This is a genomic window from Niallia sp. NCCP-28 (genome assembly GCF_023168165.1).
Classification (GTDB): domain Bacteria; phylum Bacillota; class Bacilli; order Bacillales; family Cytobacillaceae; genus Niallia.
In genome coordinates this window covers 142,727-158,830 of record NZ_BQYJ01000002.1, presented here as the reverse complement: position 1 = coordinate 158,830, position 16,104 = coordinate 142,727, and the positions used below count along the sequence as shown (strand labels likewise).

Below are 16,104 nucleotides of genomic sequence, written 5' to 3'. Positions count from 1 at the left end.
AAAAACGAAAAAAATGCGCAATGAAAACATAATTTATGCCTCCATTGCGCATTTTTCAAGAGAGAGCCGGCGTTTGCCATCTGCCCCGATTCACCCTCTGTTCCATTCTATTAATCTTATTCTCCATCAAACATGTCTTTTTTCCATTAAACGAATGCCTACTCCAAGCATTAATGTTCCCATCAATAGAAGAACAGCAGCCGGCAACATTAGTTCTGACCATGACGTTTCTTGAATAATTGCCGTTTTAAGCAGATCCATGCCATAAGTGATGGGGATGAATTTGGATAATAGCAATAAAAACTTAGAGGTAACTATCTCCAAGGGCCAATATGCCCCCCCTAGCATTGCAAAACTTACCGATATAAGGGGAATGATAGAGTTAAATTGGCTGGCTGTTTTCACTAATCCCGTCAATAGGATAGCCAATGATACAATTGCATATAAATATGGAACAATTAAAATAAATATCCAATAAAACTTGCCATTAAAGTCTACTCCCACTCCATAATTAAAAATAGAAAAAATAATGATCATCTGAATATATCCAATAATAAAACTAAATAATAAATGTCCCAAATACAGCTGTGTCTTCGATGTAGATGATAAAATAAAGCGATCCCACAAGCCATTTTGTTTATCTCTCAATATCTCTACAACCGTATATGCTACTGTATAGATGCTAAAAAATAGAGTAAATCCAAATAATGCTTGCAGCGATTGATTATAGGAAGATTTTTTTTGCGATATAACACTATCCTGTGAAATAGTGAGTATTGGTTTTTTCTCATTCTCATCGATGATTTTTTCTGCATCCTGTTTCTCCGCTGATGCCAATAATAACTGTTTCTGCTGTTTATTTTGATAATACTTTTCTACATAACGATTGATCAGCATCACATCAGCAGTGTCGGCAACACGAATAAGTGTATACGAATCCTCCCCTAGCTTTAACCCAGCAGCTGATTTCCCTTCTTCCACTTTCTTTTTCATTTCCTTTAGGGAGTATGCTTTAAATGAATAACTGTCGCTTTTATTCAACTCCTGCAAAATTGACTGCAGACCGCTGCTGCTTCCTTCATTAAAAACAGGCACCTCTATTTTGGAAAAAGACGATTTGCCTAGCAAAAAAGAAAAAACTACACAAATCAGCGTAATAATAATGAAGGCCCCTGGTTTCCGAATAGTTTGTTTATATTTTCCCCATAGAATCGCCTTCATCTTGCAACACCTCTTTTCCTAATTAAAACGAATGTTATGACAAGCAGTGCACCTGTAAAGAGGAAAATTGCTTGTAATTGCTCCCCCATATCCTGTAAAGGAAAACCTTGCATCAATTTCAAATAAGCAGTAATTGCTGCTCCCACTGGTGATAATTCTCCCAAACGTTCCATAAATCCGCCAATTGCACTTAAATCAAAAAAACTTCCCCCAACAAATGCTAAAATGGGAACAATTAAGCTAGAGAAAATACCTTCTACATTTCTTGAATTGCTCACATAGCTAATAGATGTTATAAAAACGGCAAAGCTTGCTGTCATAGCATTCAGCGCTATTGTAATATAGAGATAATACAAAATATTTGAAAATGTTACTCCATAAAAAAGAGCAGTTAGACTGAACAATAAATTCATCTGAATAAAAGAAAGCAGAAACGTCGCTGCAAATATTCCAGCAAAATAGGCAAAAGGAGACACATTTGCAAGCAATATTCGTTCATACATATGATCTTCTTTCTGCTGATAGGCAAAACTCGCTACGGTTGTTGCCACATAAAATACAAACATGACACACATTCCCACTGCGTAATAAGAAAATGCATTAATATCTTTTTTCTGCACTATATTTTCTGCTTTTCCAACTTTTGTATCAGCAGAAGCGATTTTTTTATAATCGACTTGCAATTGTTGTGCTGTTTTTGCTAAGTTGATTTCTTTCTGGAAACCAGAAACAATATCTTGGATTACCGTTGCATTTACTGAGGTATTATCTGCAACTGCTAACTTCCACTGTCCGCCATCACCTTTTTCATAAAGGAGTTTTTCATAAAATTGTTCTGAAAAAGAAGAAGGAATCTCCAGTATGCCATCATATTTTTTTTGCTCTTTTGTAGAAATAGGCTGTTTGACAACAATAACTTTCACTAATTTTTTTAGCTCTTTATTTTCTATTACTTCGTTTAAAAAAATATCTACAGGATTAAATGCAGAAACAATGGCTATTTTTGCTGCTTTTTCCTCATTTGATAAGGAGCTATTTTGAATATCTTTTATCGCTTTATTTTGTGCCGTCTTTGATTCATCCTTTAAATAAACGGCGAGTTTTGCATCCACCTTTACCTCGCCATCATTAAAAGCCCCTAGTGCACTTCCTAATATGGTAATCAAAATAAATGGCATCAACAGCAATATAATCAATTCTCTAGGTCTTCTCCACATAATAAGCAATTCTTTTTTTATTAGCTGAAAGAACATGCCTTTCCCTCCTAATCTCTTAACTGACGCCCTGTAAGATGCAAAAATACATCTTCTAAAGTCGGTGTCACAATATTTACGGAGAGTACATTTGTTGTATGTTCTTCCGCTATTTTAAAAATATTCTTCAACATGTTTACTTGTTTTGGAACAATTATTGTAATGACAGATTGCTGAATCGATAAATTTTTAACATTGTCTTGGCTCTTTAATGCCTCGACAAAATCATGTTTGATCAACTCCACTTTAATATTGATTGCCGTTTCTTGAGAAAGAATATTTTTTAATTCCTCCTTTGTGCCAGATGCAATGATTTGACCGTGATCCATAATATAAATGCGGTCACAAAGAAATTCTACTTCCTCCATATAATGACTTGTGTAAAGAACGGTCATGTTTTGTTCTTTATTAAGTTTTTTTACCGTTTCTAGTATATAATTGCGAGATTGCGGATCAATCCCAACAGTCGGTTCATCCATAATGATAATTTTCGGTTCATGAATCAGTGCTACCCCAATATTCAATCTTCGTTTCATTCCACCGGAAAATGTTTTTACTAAATCTTTTTCTCGATCTTTTAAACCGATAATATCCAACACTTCATCAACCCGCTTTTGCAGGCTACTATTTGAAATGCGGTGCATTTTTCCGAAAAAAATTAAATTTTCTCTTGCAGAAAGATCCATATAAAGAGCTATTTCTTGAGGAACAACACCTAAAATCTCACGTAAACTCTGTGGGGATTTTAAAATGCTTTCATTATGCAAACGCACATCCCCGCCACTTGGCTGCACCAAGGAAGAGATTAAAGAAATGGTTGTTGATTTTCCTGCTCCATTCGGCCCCAGCAAACCAACCGTTTCTCCACAATCCAAGTACAAATTAATCGAATCAACTACCTTTTTTTGCTTATATGCTTTGGACAACTTTATTATTTCTAACATGCAGCATCATCCTTTCTATTTCTTATCTTAAAGAAAATTCCCTTATGCTCCTATAACTAAAGGTCACTTCTTGCAGAAAAACAAATGACTTAAGTCATGGATAAGAGGCATATTTACTTCAAAATAAAAAGGAAAAGATTCCTCTCTCCCTTTTTAAACAGCTTTATTTCATATATGGTTCACAAGCATGCTTTCCTGCTTGCATCTAAATGAAAATTCTTTACCTAAACATCTAGATGCAGCACAATAAATATGAGCTATTCAAATTAAATAAAATCATTTTTCACTGCAAAGATAGCAAGCTGTGTCCGATCTCTTAATTCAAGTTTGGTTAAAATTTGTGTAATATGATTTTTTACCGTTCCAACAGATAAAAATAATTCCCCCGCAATTTCTTTATTTGTTTTTCCCAATCCTATCTGTTGAACAATCTCTTTTTCTCGATCGGTTAAATGATAATTACACGATATGGTATGTTCTGTTTTGTTTTCTGACAAAAGCTTTGACATTAATTTTGGGGCCACTTCATTATGAATAGACATTCCGCCTGCCAAACAGCTTTTAATGCTCTGCAATAAATGCACACTGTCCGTTGTCTTTAATAAAAATCCATTTGCCCCTTTTTTAAATGCTTGAATTGCATACTCCTCGTCATTAAATGTTGTTAAAATTAATATCTTCACGTTTGGAAATGCTTTTCTTATTTGCTCTGTTGCCTCTATTCCATCCATAACAGGCATCCGTATATCCATTAACACAATATCTACTGCATACATGTCTAATTGCTTTAATGCTTCTTTGCCATTTTCCGCTTCTGCCACAACCTTTATGTCTTGATCTTGCTCAATAATCATTTTTAAACCATTTCTCACAATCCCCTGATCCTCTGCTATTAGCACCCTTATCATATGTTTATCTCCTCTACAGGCATTGTTCCTTGTACAATAAATTGATCTTCCACTTGATATATATGTAATGTTCCGCCAATTTCTTTTATACGCTTCTTCATATTTTCCAGTCCGAATCCTTCATGCAATGGATGTTTATGCACATACTGATTTTTTAATTCAAACATAATATGGCCAATCGGCGAAACACTTAGTGTAATAAAAACTTGTTTGGAACTGGCATATTTCATCGCATTCGTTAGCCCCTCTTGGATTATGCGATATAGAATTGCGCTTTGGCGATTGTTTATGGATACTTGAAAGACTCCTTTTTTAGTGGTCAAATGAACATAAACCGTATTTTCACTTTCCAATTTTTTTATTAAATGCAGTACAGAAGAAATTCCGTAAGGTTCTTCTTCCTGCAAAATGCGTACAGCTTTTCTTGTTTCTTCTAATGATTCTGAAGCCATCTTTTTCAGGATATTAAAAGAGGCATTCTTCTCTTGAATTCTAAACAGCTCAATCTGCATCAATAATGCCGTTAACTTATGCCCCACTGCATCGTGCATTTCTCTTGCAATAAGATTGCGTTCTTCCATTCTGGCCTCTTTTTCATTTTGATAAGCATGCCGCTTTTGAATGCGAAATTCATTGACTAAAGATTCATATGCATTTCTTACTTGCAAATAATCCTGGGATACTTCATTTGCATGATATAAAAGGATAACAATTAAACTCGATCCACATAAATACATAAGTATAAAAGAGGAATAAAGAAAGAAAAAGATCAGCAGATTAATAAATGCAAGAGAAATTAAAAGAAGCCGAAAAGTATATACAGCTAAATCTTTGCTGCATTCTATTAAAAGAAATAGCAATACAGCATATAAATAAACAACAAATTGTTTATCCATTAATACAACTAAAACTTCTATTAGAATAAATGCAAAAATATAAAATATTGTTTTTTTCTTCACTATCGGAGTAATAAAAAATAATGCAAGAATACAAGATGATGAAAAAAGCAAAATAAGAAACGGAAGATGATAAGAAAAAGCAGCAAACAATACACTTCCTAATAAAAACAATAATAGCAATAACTTCGGATAATAAGTTCTCACATTCCTTTCACCTCATTTTCATCAGTACTTTTAACGTATCAAAAGAGGATAAAACTGACAATAAAAAAAGAACTTGCTAAAGCTAATTGTTGATTTTTGTAATGTAGTGATTAGAGTGGAAGGTACTGAGACTTCTGCTGGAGAAGCAAAACACTATAGGGACAAAGCTACTCTCGCTCGCAGAAAGCATCAGCCAAGTTTAGCTGAACCAACAAAATAATTAATAAGCAGTCTTAGCAGGGGCCTATTTGCCAAGGTTGAAACAGCAAGGGAAACAAACAATATTGCAATCTATTAATTAGTGTTTGCTGCAATTATAAAAAGGACAATGCATCGAGTTTTTTACTGTGCATTGTCCTTTTCTAGTGTTTTTGCTTTTAATAATGCCAAATTCCCATCGGCAATGTCATTCCTAAATAGAGGACTAGCACTAGCGCTACAATAAATTGTATCCAAAGAATGCTTGTTTTTCTGTCCTTTTTTGTGCGAACAAGAATCATTTCAAACATTACAACAACCCATAGTCCTACTAGCGTTTTTAATAAGTATTTTACTGGCAGACTTCCAAAAGAAATGAGAATCCAAATGCCTGTTCCAATCACAAATAAATACATTAACCTAAGAATCATATGTACAATTTTGCTGCCTTTTGCTTTGCCGCTTTTATGCAATGCTAGTGCTATCACAAAAAGAATAAGCGCCAATGCCCATGAAGTTATATGTGCATGTATCATAAGTATGCCCCCTCCTTTTCTTTTAATATCTTATCATAATTTAAAGTGGCAAGCAGTGTCTTACTGGCTGTTTTCTCCTACAATATTGGTTAAAACGCCAATATTCTCTACTTTTATGTCTATTTTATCTCCTTCTTTTAAAAAACGAGGTGGGTTAAATCCTTTTCCCACACCAGCAGGAGTTCCTGTTGCAATAATATCGCCTGGCTCCAATGTCATTCCCTTGGATAAAACACTGATTACTTCTTCAATTGGAAAAATAAAATGCTCTGTATTAGAATCTTGTCTCACTTCCCCATTCACCTTTGTTTGCACCTTCAAGTGGTTAGGATTTTTGATTGCATCCTTTGTAACAATCCAAGGCCCCATTGGTGCACTGTTATCTAAACTTTTTCCAATAAAAAATTGCTTATGCTTTTTTTGCAGATCCCTTGCTGTAATATCATTCAGAATAGTATAGCCAAAAACATAATCAAAGGCTTCCTCTTTTTTTATCCCTCTTCCTTTTTTCCCAATAACAATGGCTAGCTCTCCTTCATAATCAAGCTGCTCTGTTACTTCTTTATGTAGAAGGATTGTTTCATTTGGACCAATCACTGTTGTTGGAGCTTTAGTAAAAATCATTACATATTCAGGTATATCGTCTTTGCTTCCCATTTCTATTGCATGTTCTGCATAGTTTTTTCCAACACAAAAAATGTTTTTGGCTGGTTTTGGGATGGGGGCAAGCAGTACTACATTTTTTAAAGGGATATATAATTCATCTTCTAAATGATTAGCTTCTACCCAATGGATAAGCAGCCTAATATTATGCAAAAACTCTTCACCTTTTTGAAGACATGCATACAAAGTCTCCTCAAAAACTTCCCCTTTAAAACATCTCCTTTCAGCTTGCTTTATTAGCAGCACCTTATCATCAAACTTCCCCATTACACCTACCATTTCTTTTCCTTGATACAATGCTGTGACTAATTTCATGCCTTCCCTCCTGATATTTATTCTCATCCTCCTATTATAAGCTTTCTACTATCTTCATTCAAAAAAGCAACTTAATTAAGAAAACAAAAAATTCTAACTAACAATCGAGCTTTCACTCAAAAAACTTCTCCTTAGCTATAGCTATATGTCTTGTTACTTCTTCTTGTCTCTTAGGTGGGCGTCAAAAGCCAGTTAAATAGGGTCGAGAAATCATGCTATTATATATCTCCAATCCTTTACCAGCTTCTTCCTGCTCCCCCGCCTCCAGAGGAACCGCCTCCGCCACTTCTTGGCCCTCCTCCAGAGGATCCCCCTCCTCCTCCGCGAGAAAGGATTGCTAAAATAGCATAAGTGATTGTTCCGCCAAAAAATTTAAAATCTAAAAATAACAGCACTGCTACAATAATAAGAATAAGCCATATTGGAAATTCTGTTTCTTCCCCTTGCTGTATGGCTTTATCAGCTGCAAGTCCGTCAGGGGCTTCCATGCCATATTCTTGATATACTTCATCAACCAGCACTTTATATGTTTCTGTTATCGCTTTATTTGGCTCTTCATTTTTTAAATAAGGCAGCGTATATTCATCTAGGATTCTGCCTGCTTTGCCATCAGTTATTCTTCCTTCTAACCCATAACCGACTTCAATCCTTACCTTTTTATCTTGCATAGCAACTACTAGCAGTATGCCATTATTTTTTTGTTTATTTCCAATGCCATATATTCGAAAAGCTTCATTTGCATAGTTTTCGATTGTTTTATTCCCTATAGTCTGAATGGATAAAACAGCCACTTGTGCTGTTGTTTTGTCTTCCAATATACGACCTATTTGATTTAATTCCTGCTTCTCGCCATCATTTAATAACTGGGCAAAATCTTGTACATAAATATCCCCTACAGGCTTTGGAAGTACATCTGCTGCTGCAAATGCACTTCCACAAACAAAAAGAGAAAAAATACATGCACAAAAAGCAGAAAATAACTTCCCAGTCATTCCCCGCTTCCTCCAAAGTCCACTTCTGGAGCGTTTTCCGCATTGCTATTCGCCTGAAAATATTCCTTCTCATCAAATCCGCTAATGCGCGCTAATATCGCACCTGGGAATCTTTTTACCTTTTTATTATAAGAAGAAACTTGTTCATTATAGTCTTTTCGAGCAACAGAAATTCTATTTTCTGTACCTGATAATTCATCCATCAGCTGTGTAAATTGTTTATCTGCTTTTAAATTCGGATAGTTCTCCACCACTACAAGAAGGCGGCTTAAAGCACTTGAAACTTGGGCATTTGCAGTTGCCTCTTCCTCTGGCGTCTTCGCTCCTGCCAAATTTGCCCGTGCATCTGAAATAGACTGAATCACTTCTTTTTCATGTGAAGCATACCCTTTGACTGTATTTACAAGATTAGGAATTAAATCCAGCCTTCTTTGCAGCTGATTTTCAATTTGCGCATAAGACTGTTCCACATCTTCTTCTGCATTAACAAATCCATTATAGCTCGTCATAAAAACTAACAATAAAACAACAATAATAACAATTGCAATAATGATTCCACTAAACTTTTTCATTTTCATTACAAAACACTCCTAGTTTGTTTTCATTCCGTATAAGAGGAAGATTCTCATAAGGCTTTATAAACTTTATATGTACAGCCAAAATATTATAGACATTCTTTTTTATTTAGCCTTCATATCTCATCTATTATGTACTATTCCCCAATATTCCGCCTTTTCACACCTGCTCTTTTTTATTTGTCATCTTTCCTTCTAGAAAGTTGGCCTATTCTTCTACTTTGCTGTAATAATCCAACCTATTAGCCGAATACGCTAACTAAGAGAACCTTAATACTTTAGGCGAATGTATCACCACTTATCCACTTTCACATAGTATGTAAAAAGAATCTTATACAAAGGATGTTGATTATGCCAGCTATTGTTGGAGTGGCACAAGTAATTTCTATAGGAAGCAGCTCGATCTTTAATATTGGCGATGTTTATAAAATGATGCCAATCTCAAATGCGAAAACTTTTTCAGGATCAGGATCTTTTAATACCGGAGATGGATTATCGATAACCAATTATCAAAGTTCAACCAACACATTCGATAATGACGGAGCAGACCAAGGAAATTACCTAAATGCCTAAAAAGGAATCCAAAGGTGATAAAAATGAATTATTTCATCCAACAGTCAATTACCATTAATACCATTAAAATTGGCGGGATTACAAACTCATCTGTATTTCAGGTAGGAAGTGCAGGTATCATCAAACCCTCATCTTATTTATATAATACAGGTGGTTTTAGTGAATCTGCCCCAAGTGCGCAGGAAGAATCAGATCCTTTAAATGTTGCAGATTCAAACCTGATTTTTTCTCCAGCAGTTCCCTTGCAGGCTCCTTCTAAACCGTAAAAAAGGAGGTTATCTTTTATGTCACAAGAATTTTACCAATATAGTGAAAAAATGCGCTCCTACCTGCAATATCTTGAGCGAAGGATAAAAAAGCTGGAGCAAACTGTTTCCGCATTAACGAACGATCTAACTTTAATGAAAGAGAAGCCTTCTGTTCATGTTGATCGAATTGACTACAGCTTCGATCAATTAAAAATTGAAAGATTAGAAGGAACCTTAAATATTGGGCTTAATCCTTCCGATTTAGAAAAAATAGAGGAATTATCAATTAATCCAAATAGTCCTATAAATCCAAATGGTCCTTTTTATCCTCCATTAGATCCTAAGCAAGCAATGACCCGTTCTATGGAAATAGAAGAAGCTATGCATCAATTTATTCAATTGGAGATGCCTGAAATCATTACAAATAAACAAGTGGAATTAGGATTAGAGGAAGATGAATCCTACATTACTTTTATCCAGGAAGATATAACAAAACAATTGCCAACGAGAATTCAATATTATCTGCAGCAATTACATCGCAGCAAGGAGGAAGACCCTAATCTGTTTAGAGAAAAAACGATTGATTCACTAAAACAAGAAATGATAAATGGTGTGCATCTTTTTTTGAGCAATATTCCAGAAAATATGAAGGGACGAAAAACTGAATGAACTTTCAAGTATACAATAGAGATCTGTCTGTCGGCGATATTAATATTATCGGGGTTTCAAGTTCTTCAATCTGTTTAGTAGGAGATGCACAAACAATTCAACTAACTTCCACCTTTGATACTCCTGCTGAATCTCTTATTATTGGCCCATTTGTCCCTCTTACTCCGAAAGGATAAAAAATGCTGCAAAGAACCTCCGTAGTTAATAAAGCAAAAGCAGTGGTACTCTCTTTTTCATCTATTTTTGAAATTGGCGATGCCAACTATTTTCAAGCTATGTCACGGGCTTTAGCTGTACAAAGACAAAAAAAAATCTTTTATGGGATAGAAGGTTCTTTTAATGATTATCCCATCTTTTCAGAACCCCTTCATCTTCCGCCAATCGAAGAAGAGATAACATGCCATTTTGAAAATTTAAAACCCATTATTAAAGTAAATAACATTAATATTACCGGGGTCTCAGCCGCTTCCTTGCTGCAAATCGGCAATTGTCGTCATTTATATGCAGAAGCAAGAATTAAGCATATTAGACAGCTTGATGCGCCAAAAGCGACTTCACTAGAAAATAACTTAATACAATTGGAAGCACCAAATGAAATTTCCTTTAATGAACCCAATGTTATACCAGAAAACAGACAATAAAAATAAGCAAATAACTAAGGAGGTGGACCATTTTGCCAGCAATAGTCGGTCCTGTGCAAATTGTGAATGTCGGGGAAGGAATTGTTCAATTTGGAGATTCTCTATTTATTTCTCCAAAGGGAAATTCCAAAGCGACGTTAGGTTCGGGAACTTCCAATACGGGAGCCTTTATTATTACAAATAACGGCCTAAACGCAAGCAATTATATAGACACTAGTCTTCTCGATCAGCCAAATGTAGCAAATAACTAAATAAAAACCACCCCTGCAAATGGGTGGTTTTTATTTAAATTAAACTATTTTTTGATCAGCTATCCATCTTCAAGGAATTGCCGCCATCTAAGAAAAACAAGTATTTTTCATCGATTTTTCGTTTAAGAATTTTCTCCAATGCATCTGTATACAAATCTATTTGCTGTCTATACCTTTTTAGCAAGACTGGTTTTGCTTCTATAAATCCTTCTTTATATTTGCCTGTAATCGTATCTGTTTTGTAATCAAGAAGAACAGAACCTTTTTCATCTTCAAAATATACATCAATAATTCCTTGGACAAGAACTGATTCATCATTTCCTGACCAATCTTTATATATTTGACTTGCAGAATAAGCAATATTAAAGGGGATTTCTCTTACCACTTTATCAGCATTCCGCATTCTTTTCCCAATTTCAGATTCAAAAAAGGAGACTATGGCAGAGGCTTCAATCACTTCTCCCTGCTCTTTTGTCAGCAATTCTTTTGTGACCATTTCTTCTACTAATCGTTCTATATACTTTGCTGTAATCATTTCTTTCAAGTTGATATGCTGCATTACCATATGCATAGCAGTTCCCTTTTCGGCAGGAGTCAATTTTTTTTCCTGCAAAAAGCGTGGACGATTCCATAATGGTTTGTTTTCTTTCTTTAAAAGTTCCTTTCCGCCTTCCTCATCCTGTTTTTCTCCTTGTCGCTTTAACTCAGAAACCGATTGTTTGGAACGAAAAACCGTACTGTCCAAATAAGAATATTTCCAAGTGAAAGTTTCCTTCAGCTGTTGTTTAAATGGAGATTCTTTATCGATTTTTTTTCCTGCTGTTACTGTTTTGAGCCATTCATTATCTTCCTGTTCCTGATCATGCTGAAGCTCCAGCACATTTTCTGTCGAAAGAATATGGATATTCCATGATGATGGGTGCTCTGCTATTGACGGAAAACTATAAAAGTTTTCTGAATGCAGAGGAGTATTTTTTTGGTGCCTGACTAATGCTGGACCAATCCAATCCAAATAAGAATTGGCAGAGGCTCTGTCAAATTCATCTAATAGCCAATTATTATGACTTGTCATTTGTCGCCATTTTTCTTTGGACTTCTCGATATCTTTAACCGACCCTACTAGGACCAATTTTTCTTTTGCCCGAGTCAAAGCCACATATAATACTCGCATTTCTTCTGCAAGCAGCTCCATTTTTTTCTTTTTCTTAAATGCTATTTGTGCAAGAGCTGGATAAGAGATACGATTTTTCACATGAATATAATTTGTTGCAACTCCTAAATCTTTATCTAGCAAAAAAGATTTTTTTAAATCCATTGTATTAAAATTTCTGCCAATGCCAGCTAAAAATACAACTGGAAATTCAAGCCCTTTGCTGCTGTGTATAGTCATAATTCGAATAACATCTTCTTGTTCTGTTAATGCACGTGCTGCGCCGAGATCATTTCCTCTGTCACGCATTCTTTCGATAAAACGCAAGAAGCGGAAAAGCCCTCGAAAAGAAGTCGCCTCATACTGTCTTGCACGATCATACAATGCACGCAAATTTGCCTGGCGCTGATTTCCTCCTGGCAATCCACCAACAAAATCATAAAAATGCGTATCACGATACAATTTCCATATAAGCGCAGACACTTCTCCCTGTCTTGCTTGTGTGCGCCAATTTTGCAGCATATCAAAAAAAGGTCTTATTTTATCATACAATGCTTCTTCCTGATTTCCCTTTTCATATAAAAATGCTTGTACTGCATCATAAAAGGACCCTTGTTTATTGGCAATTCTAATTCTGCTAAGCTCCTCTTCATTCAGCCCCATAATCGGAGAGCGCATAATAGAAGCAAGAGGGATATCTTGATAGGGATTATCGATTACTTTTAATAAAGACATCGTAATATTTACTTCTGTCGATTCAAAATATCCTGTTGTAAGGTTTGCATAAGTAGGAATATTAAATTGCTTTAGCTCTTCCATAATCTGTGGTGCCCATGTCATGGAACGAAGAAGTATCACCATATCTTTATACCGGATTGGACGATAGCTTTTAGTTTTTGGGTCATAGACTTCATGATGATTCTCTAATAGCTCTGTCACTTGTTTAGCAATCACTCTAGCCTCTAACACAGATTGCTCCAAATCTTTTGCATCGTATTCTTCATTATCAACCTGTGATTTGTCTCCATCTTCTTTTTCTGTATTTTTTTGATTAACAAGAATAAGATTAATTGGATAAGAGGTTTCTTCTGGATAGGATGCACCTTTTACTAGTTCTGCACTTTCGTCGTATTCAATTTCGCCGACCACGGCGCCCATAATTTGTTTAAATATAAAGTTTGTTCCATCAAGCACTTCCTTGCGGCTTCTAAAGTTTTTCGCCAAATCTATTTTATAGCCAGAATCTTCTCTTTCCTGAAAACGAAGATATTTAGACAAGAAAAGATTAGGCTCAGCCAGTCGAAATCGATAGATGGACTGCTTTACATCGCCCACCATAAATAAATTTCCATTGGCCTCTTCATCTGCCGTGACAAGCTGAAGAATCGACTCTTGCACTAAATTTAATATGGATAGGTAAGCCTTTGAGATGATCTCCGGCTTTTCCCCCCATTCACACCGTACGTGAGAGTTTCCCCTCATACGGCGTTCCATCAATTGTGAATCTTTAAACTAATACTTTATTTCCAGCCATAACTCGAAGTTTGTTCACCTTATCTTTACATTCTTTTGTTACTTTTATCATTTGAAGGTAGTTTTCAATTGTTTCTTCTCTTGTTGCGTGTATCAGTTTGTGTATGGATTTAGTTATAAAAACTAGGTTATTATATTCATCACTTCCACCTAATGACTTGGGTTTCTTATGATGTAATTCCATATTAATCAGAAGGAGCGGTTCTCCTGTTACGAAACATATCCCTTTTTGAGCAATATATTTTGATATACGGTTATCGTTGTACTCCATACTTTGATTGATTAAGGGATTTTTCATAAGATACCTTATGATTCCTTCTGAAACTGACTTTTGTGTTTTATGAATAAGGCTTCTACCTTCAATTGTGTAGTTGTTTATTTCTTGAGTAAAGTTCTTCGGGTTCTTGTGTTTAACACCATCAATAGGGAATATTGCGACCTTTGCTACAAATGTCTTTTTCTTGCGTAAATAATCTTTGTAGTGAGTTTTGTAATACTTGCTAAGTTCCCCATTTTCGGATGACACATCTTTTAAGCTGTTATATAGGTTTCGTTTGACTGAAAATGCAATTTCACTAAAATCTTTTGTTACCATTGTTGCTTGCTGATAGAAGTTTTGAAGCCCTAAGATTGTTGCATTAATTTTGGACACTTCTCGAGCGCTGGTATTTTTCTTGATTCTTTTGATGTTTTCTTTGATTTTTTGTGTTGCATTTCTTTTCGCTTTGTCAGTCATGAATGATTTTACGGTATGCTTTTTCTTGTTCCTCGTCACTTTCATTTTAAAACCAAGAAATTCAGAAAAGTTCTTTCTTAAATTTATTACCTTCGATTTTTCCTTACTAATATCGAGATGCAATCTTTCCTTTAACCACTTTTTAACTCCTTCGAAAATCTTAAAGGCGCTTTTGTGGTCTCTACAAAAGATCTTAAAATCATCTGCATATCTAACAATAAACATCTCTTTTAATTTTGTGGCTCTTTTTAAAGTCTTATATTTTACAGACCTATCCAGCCTTCTTTTACCAATTATGATACGTTCTCTCTCATAATTTTTCCTTGTTTTGAAAGTTTCCCATTGATCGCTAATCCACCAATCAAGTTCATTGAGAACTATGTTTGATAGTAGTGGTGATAGAATACCTCCTTGAGGAGTACCCTTGTCAGATTTTCCTATACCGACTATTTCGGCTTTCAACAGTTTGCTAATTATGGAAATTACTCTTTTATCTTGAATTCCTAGATTCCACATTTGTTTCAGAAGTTTTCCATGATGGACATTATCGAAGAAGCCTTTGATGTCTATATCAACCACATAGTGCAGTTTGTTAATATTCGCCAACGTTACTGCCCTTGAATATGCGTGTAGCGTTCCTCTGTTCGGTCTAAAGCCATAACTGTGATGATGGAACTTTGCTTCGCATATTGGTTCTAGGACTTGTTTTATACATTGTTGTATAATGCGGTCTTCAATTGTCGGTATTCCCAACGGTCTGATTCCGCCATTGGCTTTTGGTATTTCTTTTCTTCTTATTTTATGTGGAGTAAAATTTTCTAATCTTTTTCTAACATAATTAACGAGTTTTTCGGGTTCGTTTTCACCTATTGTGATGATTGTTGATTCGTTTATGCCTTTGGTGAAAGAGCCTTTATTTTTCTTGATGTTTCTATATGCTAGTAGAATGTTTTCTCTATTCACTATAAGTTCGTAGAGATTTTTAAATTTTTTGTTGCTTTGACTTTCTTTGTAAAGCTGATCGAAGGTTTGTTGCATACCGTAATACTCATTGTTTCGTAAAGACTGGCGTTTTAAAACTTTTTTGTTTGCTGTATCAGTCAATACTCTCACCACTTTTGAAATTCATTTGGTGTTTGCATTTCTTTTAGTCATACGAGAACCTGATAATATAAAGTAATGTTTTAGTTATTCATACAATTGACTAATGGCTATCCCTCCACCGCTTATTATCACGGCTTCGCAGGTACTATGCCATCACTTTCACTGACTTAAAATAAGGTTATACAGTTAAGTTTTCCCTTATACCTTTTCATCGAGTGCAATCTCTCCAAGTAGTCAGCTTCCCACGTTCCAAGAAATCATATCTGTACATATAATACATTTAGGTCATTCCTTTAGCCCTGTTAGCTGGATGATGCCTATAACATCATAAGGTGTTTCATAAAGACGAATTTTACTCCACCTCACTAACCCAACAATAAGTTGGAATACCCTTTCGAGTACCTATACCTCTAGAGCCGTACATTCGGAATTTTGTCATTAGGGAATTTTTTCCCCAAATTCTAACCGTGTGTATTTTTGTAGAACCCCAG

Annotated in this window: 17 protein-coding genes; 6 read left to right on the top strand and 11 right to left on the bottom strand. The window is 35.2% G+C overall.

Annotated elements, in window-relative coordinates:
- Nucleotides 1–126: 126 nt before the first annotated feature.
- The 9 genes from NCCP28_RS05655 to NCCP28_RS05615 all read right to left on the bottom strand — a co-directional run bounded on the left by NCCP28_RS05655 (nucleotide 127) and on the right by NCCP28_RS05615 (nucleotide 8,705).
- Complete coding sequence (locus tag NCCP28_RS05655) at nucleotides 127–1,221, bottom strand: ABC transporter permease (protein ID WP_248560434.1); 1,095 nt, start codon at nucleotides 1,219–1,221, stop codon at nucleotides 127–129.
- Nucleotides 1,218–2,474 carry an ABC transporter permease gene (locus NCCP28_RS05650; protein ID WP_248560433.1) on the bottom strand — a complete coding sequence of 419 codons (1,257 nt, stop codon included), beginning with the start codon at nucleotides 2,472–2,474 and terminating at the stop codon, nucleotides 1,218–1,220. The genes NCCP28_RS05655 and NCCP28_RS05650 overlap by 4 nt, the downstream gene beginning before the upstream one ends.
- An 11-nt stretch (nucleotides 2,475–2,485) precedes the next feature.
- Entirely contained in the window at nucleotides 2,486–3,418 is a 933-nt protein-coding gene (locus NCCP28_RS05645) for an ABC transporter ATP-binding protein (protein WP_248560432.1), read from the bottom strand.
- Between the two features lie 266 nt (nucleotides 3,419–3,684).
- Nucleotides 3,685–4,326 (bottom strand): response regulator transcription factor, encoded by a 642-nt coding sequence (locus NCCP28_RS05640; protein ID WP_248560431.1) that lies wholly within the window; start codon nucleotides 4,324–4,326, stop codon nucleotides 3,685–3,687.
- The gene (locus NCCP28_RS05635) at nucleotides 4,323–5,429 is read right to left on the bottom strand and encodes a sensor histidine kinase (RefSeq protein ID WP_248560430.1); all 1,107 of its coding nucleotides are present in this window, start codon (nucleotides 5,427–5,429) and stop codon (nucleotides 4,323–4,325) included. The genes NCCP28_RS05640 and NCCP28_RS05635 overlap by 4 nt, the downstream gene beginning before the upstream one ends.
- Nucleotides 5,430–5,806: 377 nt before the next feature.
- Nucleotides 5,807–6,163 (bottom strand): YisL family protein, encoded by a 357-nt coding sequence (locus NCCP28_RS05630; protein ID WP_248560429.1) that lies wholly within the window; start codon nucleotides 6,161–6,163, stop codon nucleotides 5,807–5,809.
- A gap of 60 nt (nucleotides 6,164–6,223) precedes the next feature.
- A complete protein-coding gene (locus NCCP28_RS05625) occupies nucleotides 6,224–7,141 on the bottom strand; it encodes a fumarylacetoacetate hydrolase family protein (protein WP_248560428.1) in 918 nt (305 codons plus the stop codon).
- Between the two features lie 236 nt (nucleotides 7,142–7,377).
- The gene (locus NCCP28_RS05620; RefSeq protein ID WP_248560427.1) at nucleotides 7,378–8,133 is read right to left on the bottom strand and encodes a TPM domain-containing protein; all 756 of its coding nucleotides are present in this window, start codon (nucleotides 8,131–8,133) and stop codon (nucleotides 7,378–7,380) included.
- The gene (locus NCCP28_RS05615; protein WP_248561097.1) at nucleotides 8,130–8,705 is read right to left on the bottom strand and encodes a LemA family protein; all 576 of its coding nucleotides are present in this window, start codon (nucleotides 8,703–8,705) and stop codon (nucleotides 8,130–8,132) included. The genes NCCP28_RS05620 and NCCP28_RS05615 overlap by 4 nt, the downstream gene beginning before the upstream one ends.
- Nucleotides 8,706–9,059: 354 nt before the next feature.
- Here NCCP28_RS05615 and NCCP28_RS05610 point away from each other — a divergent pair, with 354 nt between their 5' ends.
- The 6 genes from NCCP28_RS05610 to NCCP28_RS05585 are packed head-to-tail and all read left to right on the top strand — an operon-like array spanning nucleotide 9,060 to nucleotide 11,090.
- A complete protein-coding gene (locus NCCP28_RS05610) occupies nucleotides 9,060–9,281 on the top strand; it encodes a spore germination protein (RefSeq protein ID WP_248560426.1) in 222 nt (73 codons plus the stop codon).
- Between the two features lie 23 nt (nucleotides 9,282–9,304).
- Nucleotides 9,305–9,547: a spore germination protein GerPB gene (locus NCCP28_RS05605; protein ID WP_248560425.1), complete on the top strand. Its 243-nt coding sequence runs from the start codon at nucleotides 9,305–9,307 to the stop codon at nucleotides 9,545–9,547.
- A gap of 18 nt (nucleotides 9,548–9,565) precedes the next feature.
- Nucleotides 9,566–10,198 carry a spore germination protein GerPC gene (gerPC, locus tag NCCP28_RS05600; RefSeq protein WP_248560424.1) on the top strand — a complete coding sequence of 211 codons (633 nt, stop codon included), beginning with the start codon at nucleotides 9,566–9,568 and terminating at the stop codon, nucleotides 10,196–10,198.
- Nucleotides 10,195–10,374, top strand: coding sequence for a spore gernimation protein GerPD (locus tag NCCP28_RS05595; RefSeq protein ID WP_248560423.1), 180 nt, complete (start codon nucleotides 10,195–10,197; stop codon nucleotides 10,372–10,374). The genes gerPC and NCCP28_RS05595 overlap by 4 nt, the downstream gene beginning before the upstream one ends.
- A 3-nt stretch (nucleotides 10,375–10,377) precedes the next feature.
- Entirely contained in the window at nucleotides 10,378–10,839 is a 462-nt protein-coding gene (locus NCCP28_RS05590; protein ID WP_248560422.1) for a spore germination protein GerPE, read from the top strand.
- 32 nt (nucleotides 10,840–10,871) lie between these two features.
- Nucleotides 10,872–11,090 carry a spore germination protein gene (locus NCCP28_RS05585; protein ID WP_248560421.1) on the top strand — a complete coding sequence of 73 codons (219 nt, stop codon included), beginning with the start codon at nucleotides 10,872–10,874 and terminating at the stop codon, nucleotides 11,088–11,090.
- A gap of 55 nt (nucleotides 11,091–11,145) precedes the next feature.
- On the opposite strand, the gene addA is transcribed toward NCCP28_RS05585, so the two are convergent.
- A complete protein-coding gene (gene addA / locus NCCP28_RS05580) occupies nucleotides 11,146–13,734 on the bottom strand; it encodes a helicase-exonuclease AddAB subunit AddA (RefSeq protein ID WP_309296618.1) in 2,589 nt (862 codons plus the stop codon).
- Between the two features lie 13 nt (nucleotides 13,735–13,747).
- On the bottom strand, nucleotides 13,748–15,547 hold the full coding sequence (gene ltrA, locus NCCP28_RS05575) for a group II intron reverse transcriptase/maturase (protein WP_248561096.1): 1,800 nt from the start codon (nucleotides 15,545–15,547) through the stop codon (nucleotides 13,748–13,750).
- Nucleotides 15,548–16,104: the final 557 nt, after the last annotated feature.

What these genes read in the sequence shown, in the direction of transcription:
- NCCP28_RS05655 (WP_248560434.1), bottom strand. Translation starts at nt 1,221, where the DNA reads ATGAAGGCGATTCTATGGGGAAAATATAAACAAACTATTCGGAAACCA.
- NCCP28_RS05650 (WP_248560433.1), bottom strand. Translation starts at nt 2,474, where the DNA reads ATGTTCTTTCAGCTAATAAAAAAAGAATTGCTTATTATGTGGAGAAGA.
- NCCP28_RS05645 (WP_248560432.1), bottom strand. Translation starts at nt 3,418, where the DNA reads ATGTTAGAAATAATAAAGTTGTCCAAAGCATATAAGCAAAAAAAGGTA.
- NCCP28_RS05640 (WP_248560431.1), bottom strand. Translation starts at nt 4,326, where the DNA reads ATGATAAGGGTGCTAATAGCAGAGGATCAGGGGATTGTGAGAAATGGT.
- NCCP28_RS05630 (WP_248560429.1), bottom strand. Translation starts at nt 6,163, where the DNA reads ATGATACATGCACATATAACTTCATGGGCATTGGCGCTTATTCTTTTT.
- NCCP28_RS05625 (WP_248560428.1), bottom strand. Translation starts at nt 7,141, where the DNA reads ATGAAATTAGTCACAGCATTGTATCAAGGAAAAGAAATGGTAGGTGTA.
- NCCP28_RS05620 (WP_248560427.1), bottom strand. Translation starts at nt 8,133, where the DNA reads ATGACTGGGAAGTTATTTTCTGCTTTTTGTGCATGTATTTTTTCTCTT.
- NCCP28_RS05615 (WP_248561097.1), bottom strand. Translation starts at nt 8,705, where the DNA reads ATGAAAAAGTTTAGTGGAATCATTATTGCAATTGTTATTATTGTTGTT.
- NCCP28_RS05610 (WP_248560426.1), top strand. Translation starts at nt 9,060, where the DNA reads ATGCCAGCTATTGTTGGAGTGGCACAAGTAATTTCTATAGGAAGCAGC.
- NCCP28_RS05605 (WP_248560425.1), top strand. Translation starts at nt 9,305, where the DNA reads ATGAATTATTTCATCCAACAGTCAATTACCATTAATACCATTAAAATT.
- gerPC (WP_248560424.1), top strand. Translation starts at nt 9,566, where the DNA reads ATGTCACAAGAATTTTACCAATATAGTGAAAAAATGCGCTCCTACCTG.
- NCCP28_RS05595 (WP_248560423.1), top strand. Translation starts at nt 10,195, where the DNA reads ATGAACTTTCAAGTATACAATAGAGATCTGTCTGTCGGCGATATTAAT.
- NCCP28_RS05590 (WP_248560422.1), top strand. Translation starts at nt 10,378, where the DNA reads ATGCTGCAAAGAACCTCCGTAGTTAATAAAGCAAAAGCAGTGGTACTC.
- addA (WP_309296618.1), bottom strand. Translation starts at nt 13,734, where the DNA reads ATGGAACGCCGTATGAGGGGAAACTCTCACGTACGGTGTGAATGGGGG.
- ltrA (WP_248561096.1), bottom strand. Translation starts at nt 15,547, where the DNA reads ATGCAACAAACCTTCGATCAGCTTTACAAAGAAAGTCAAAGCAACAAA.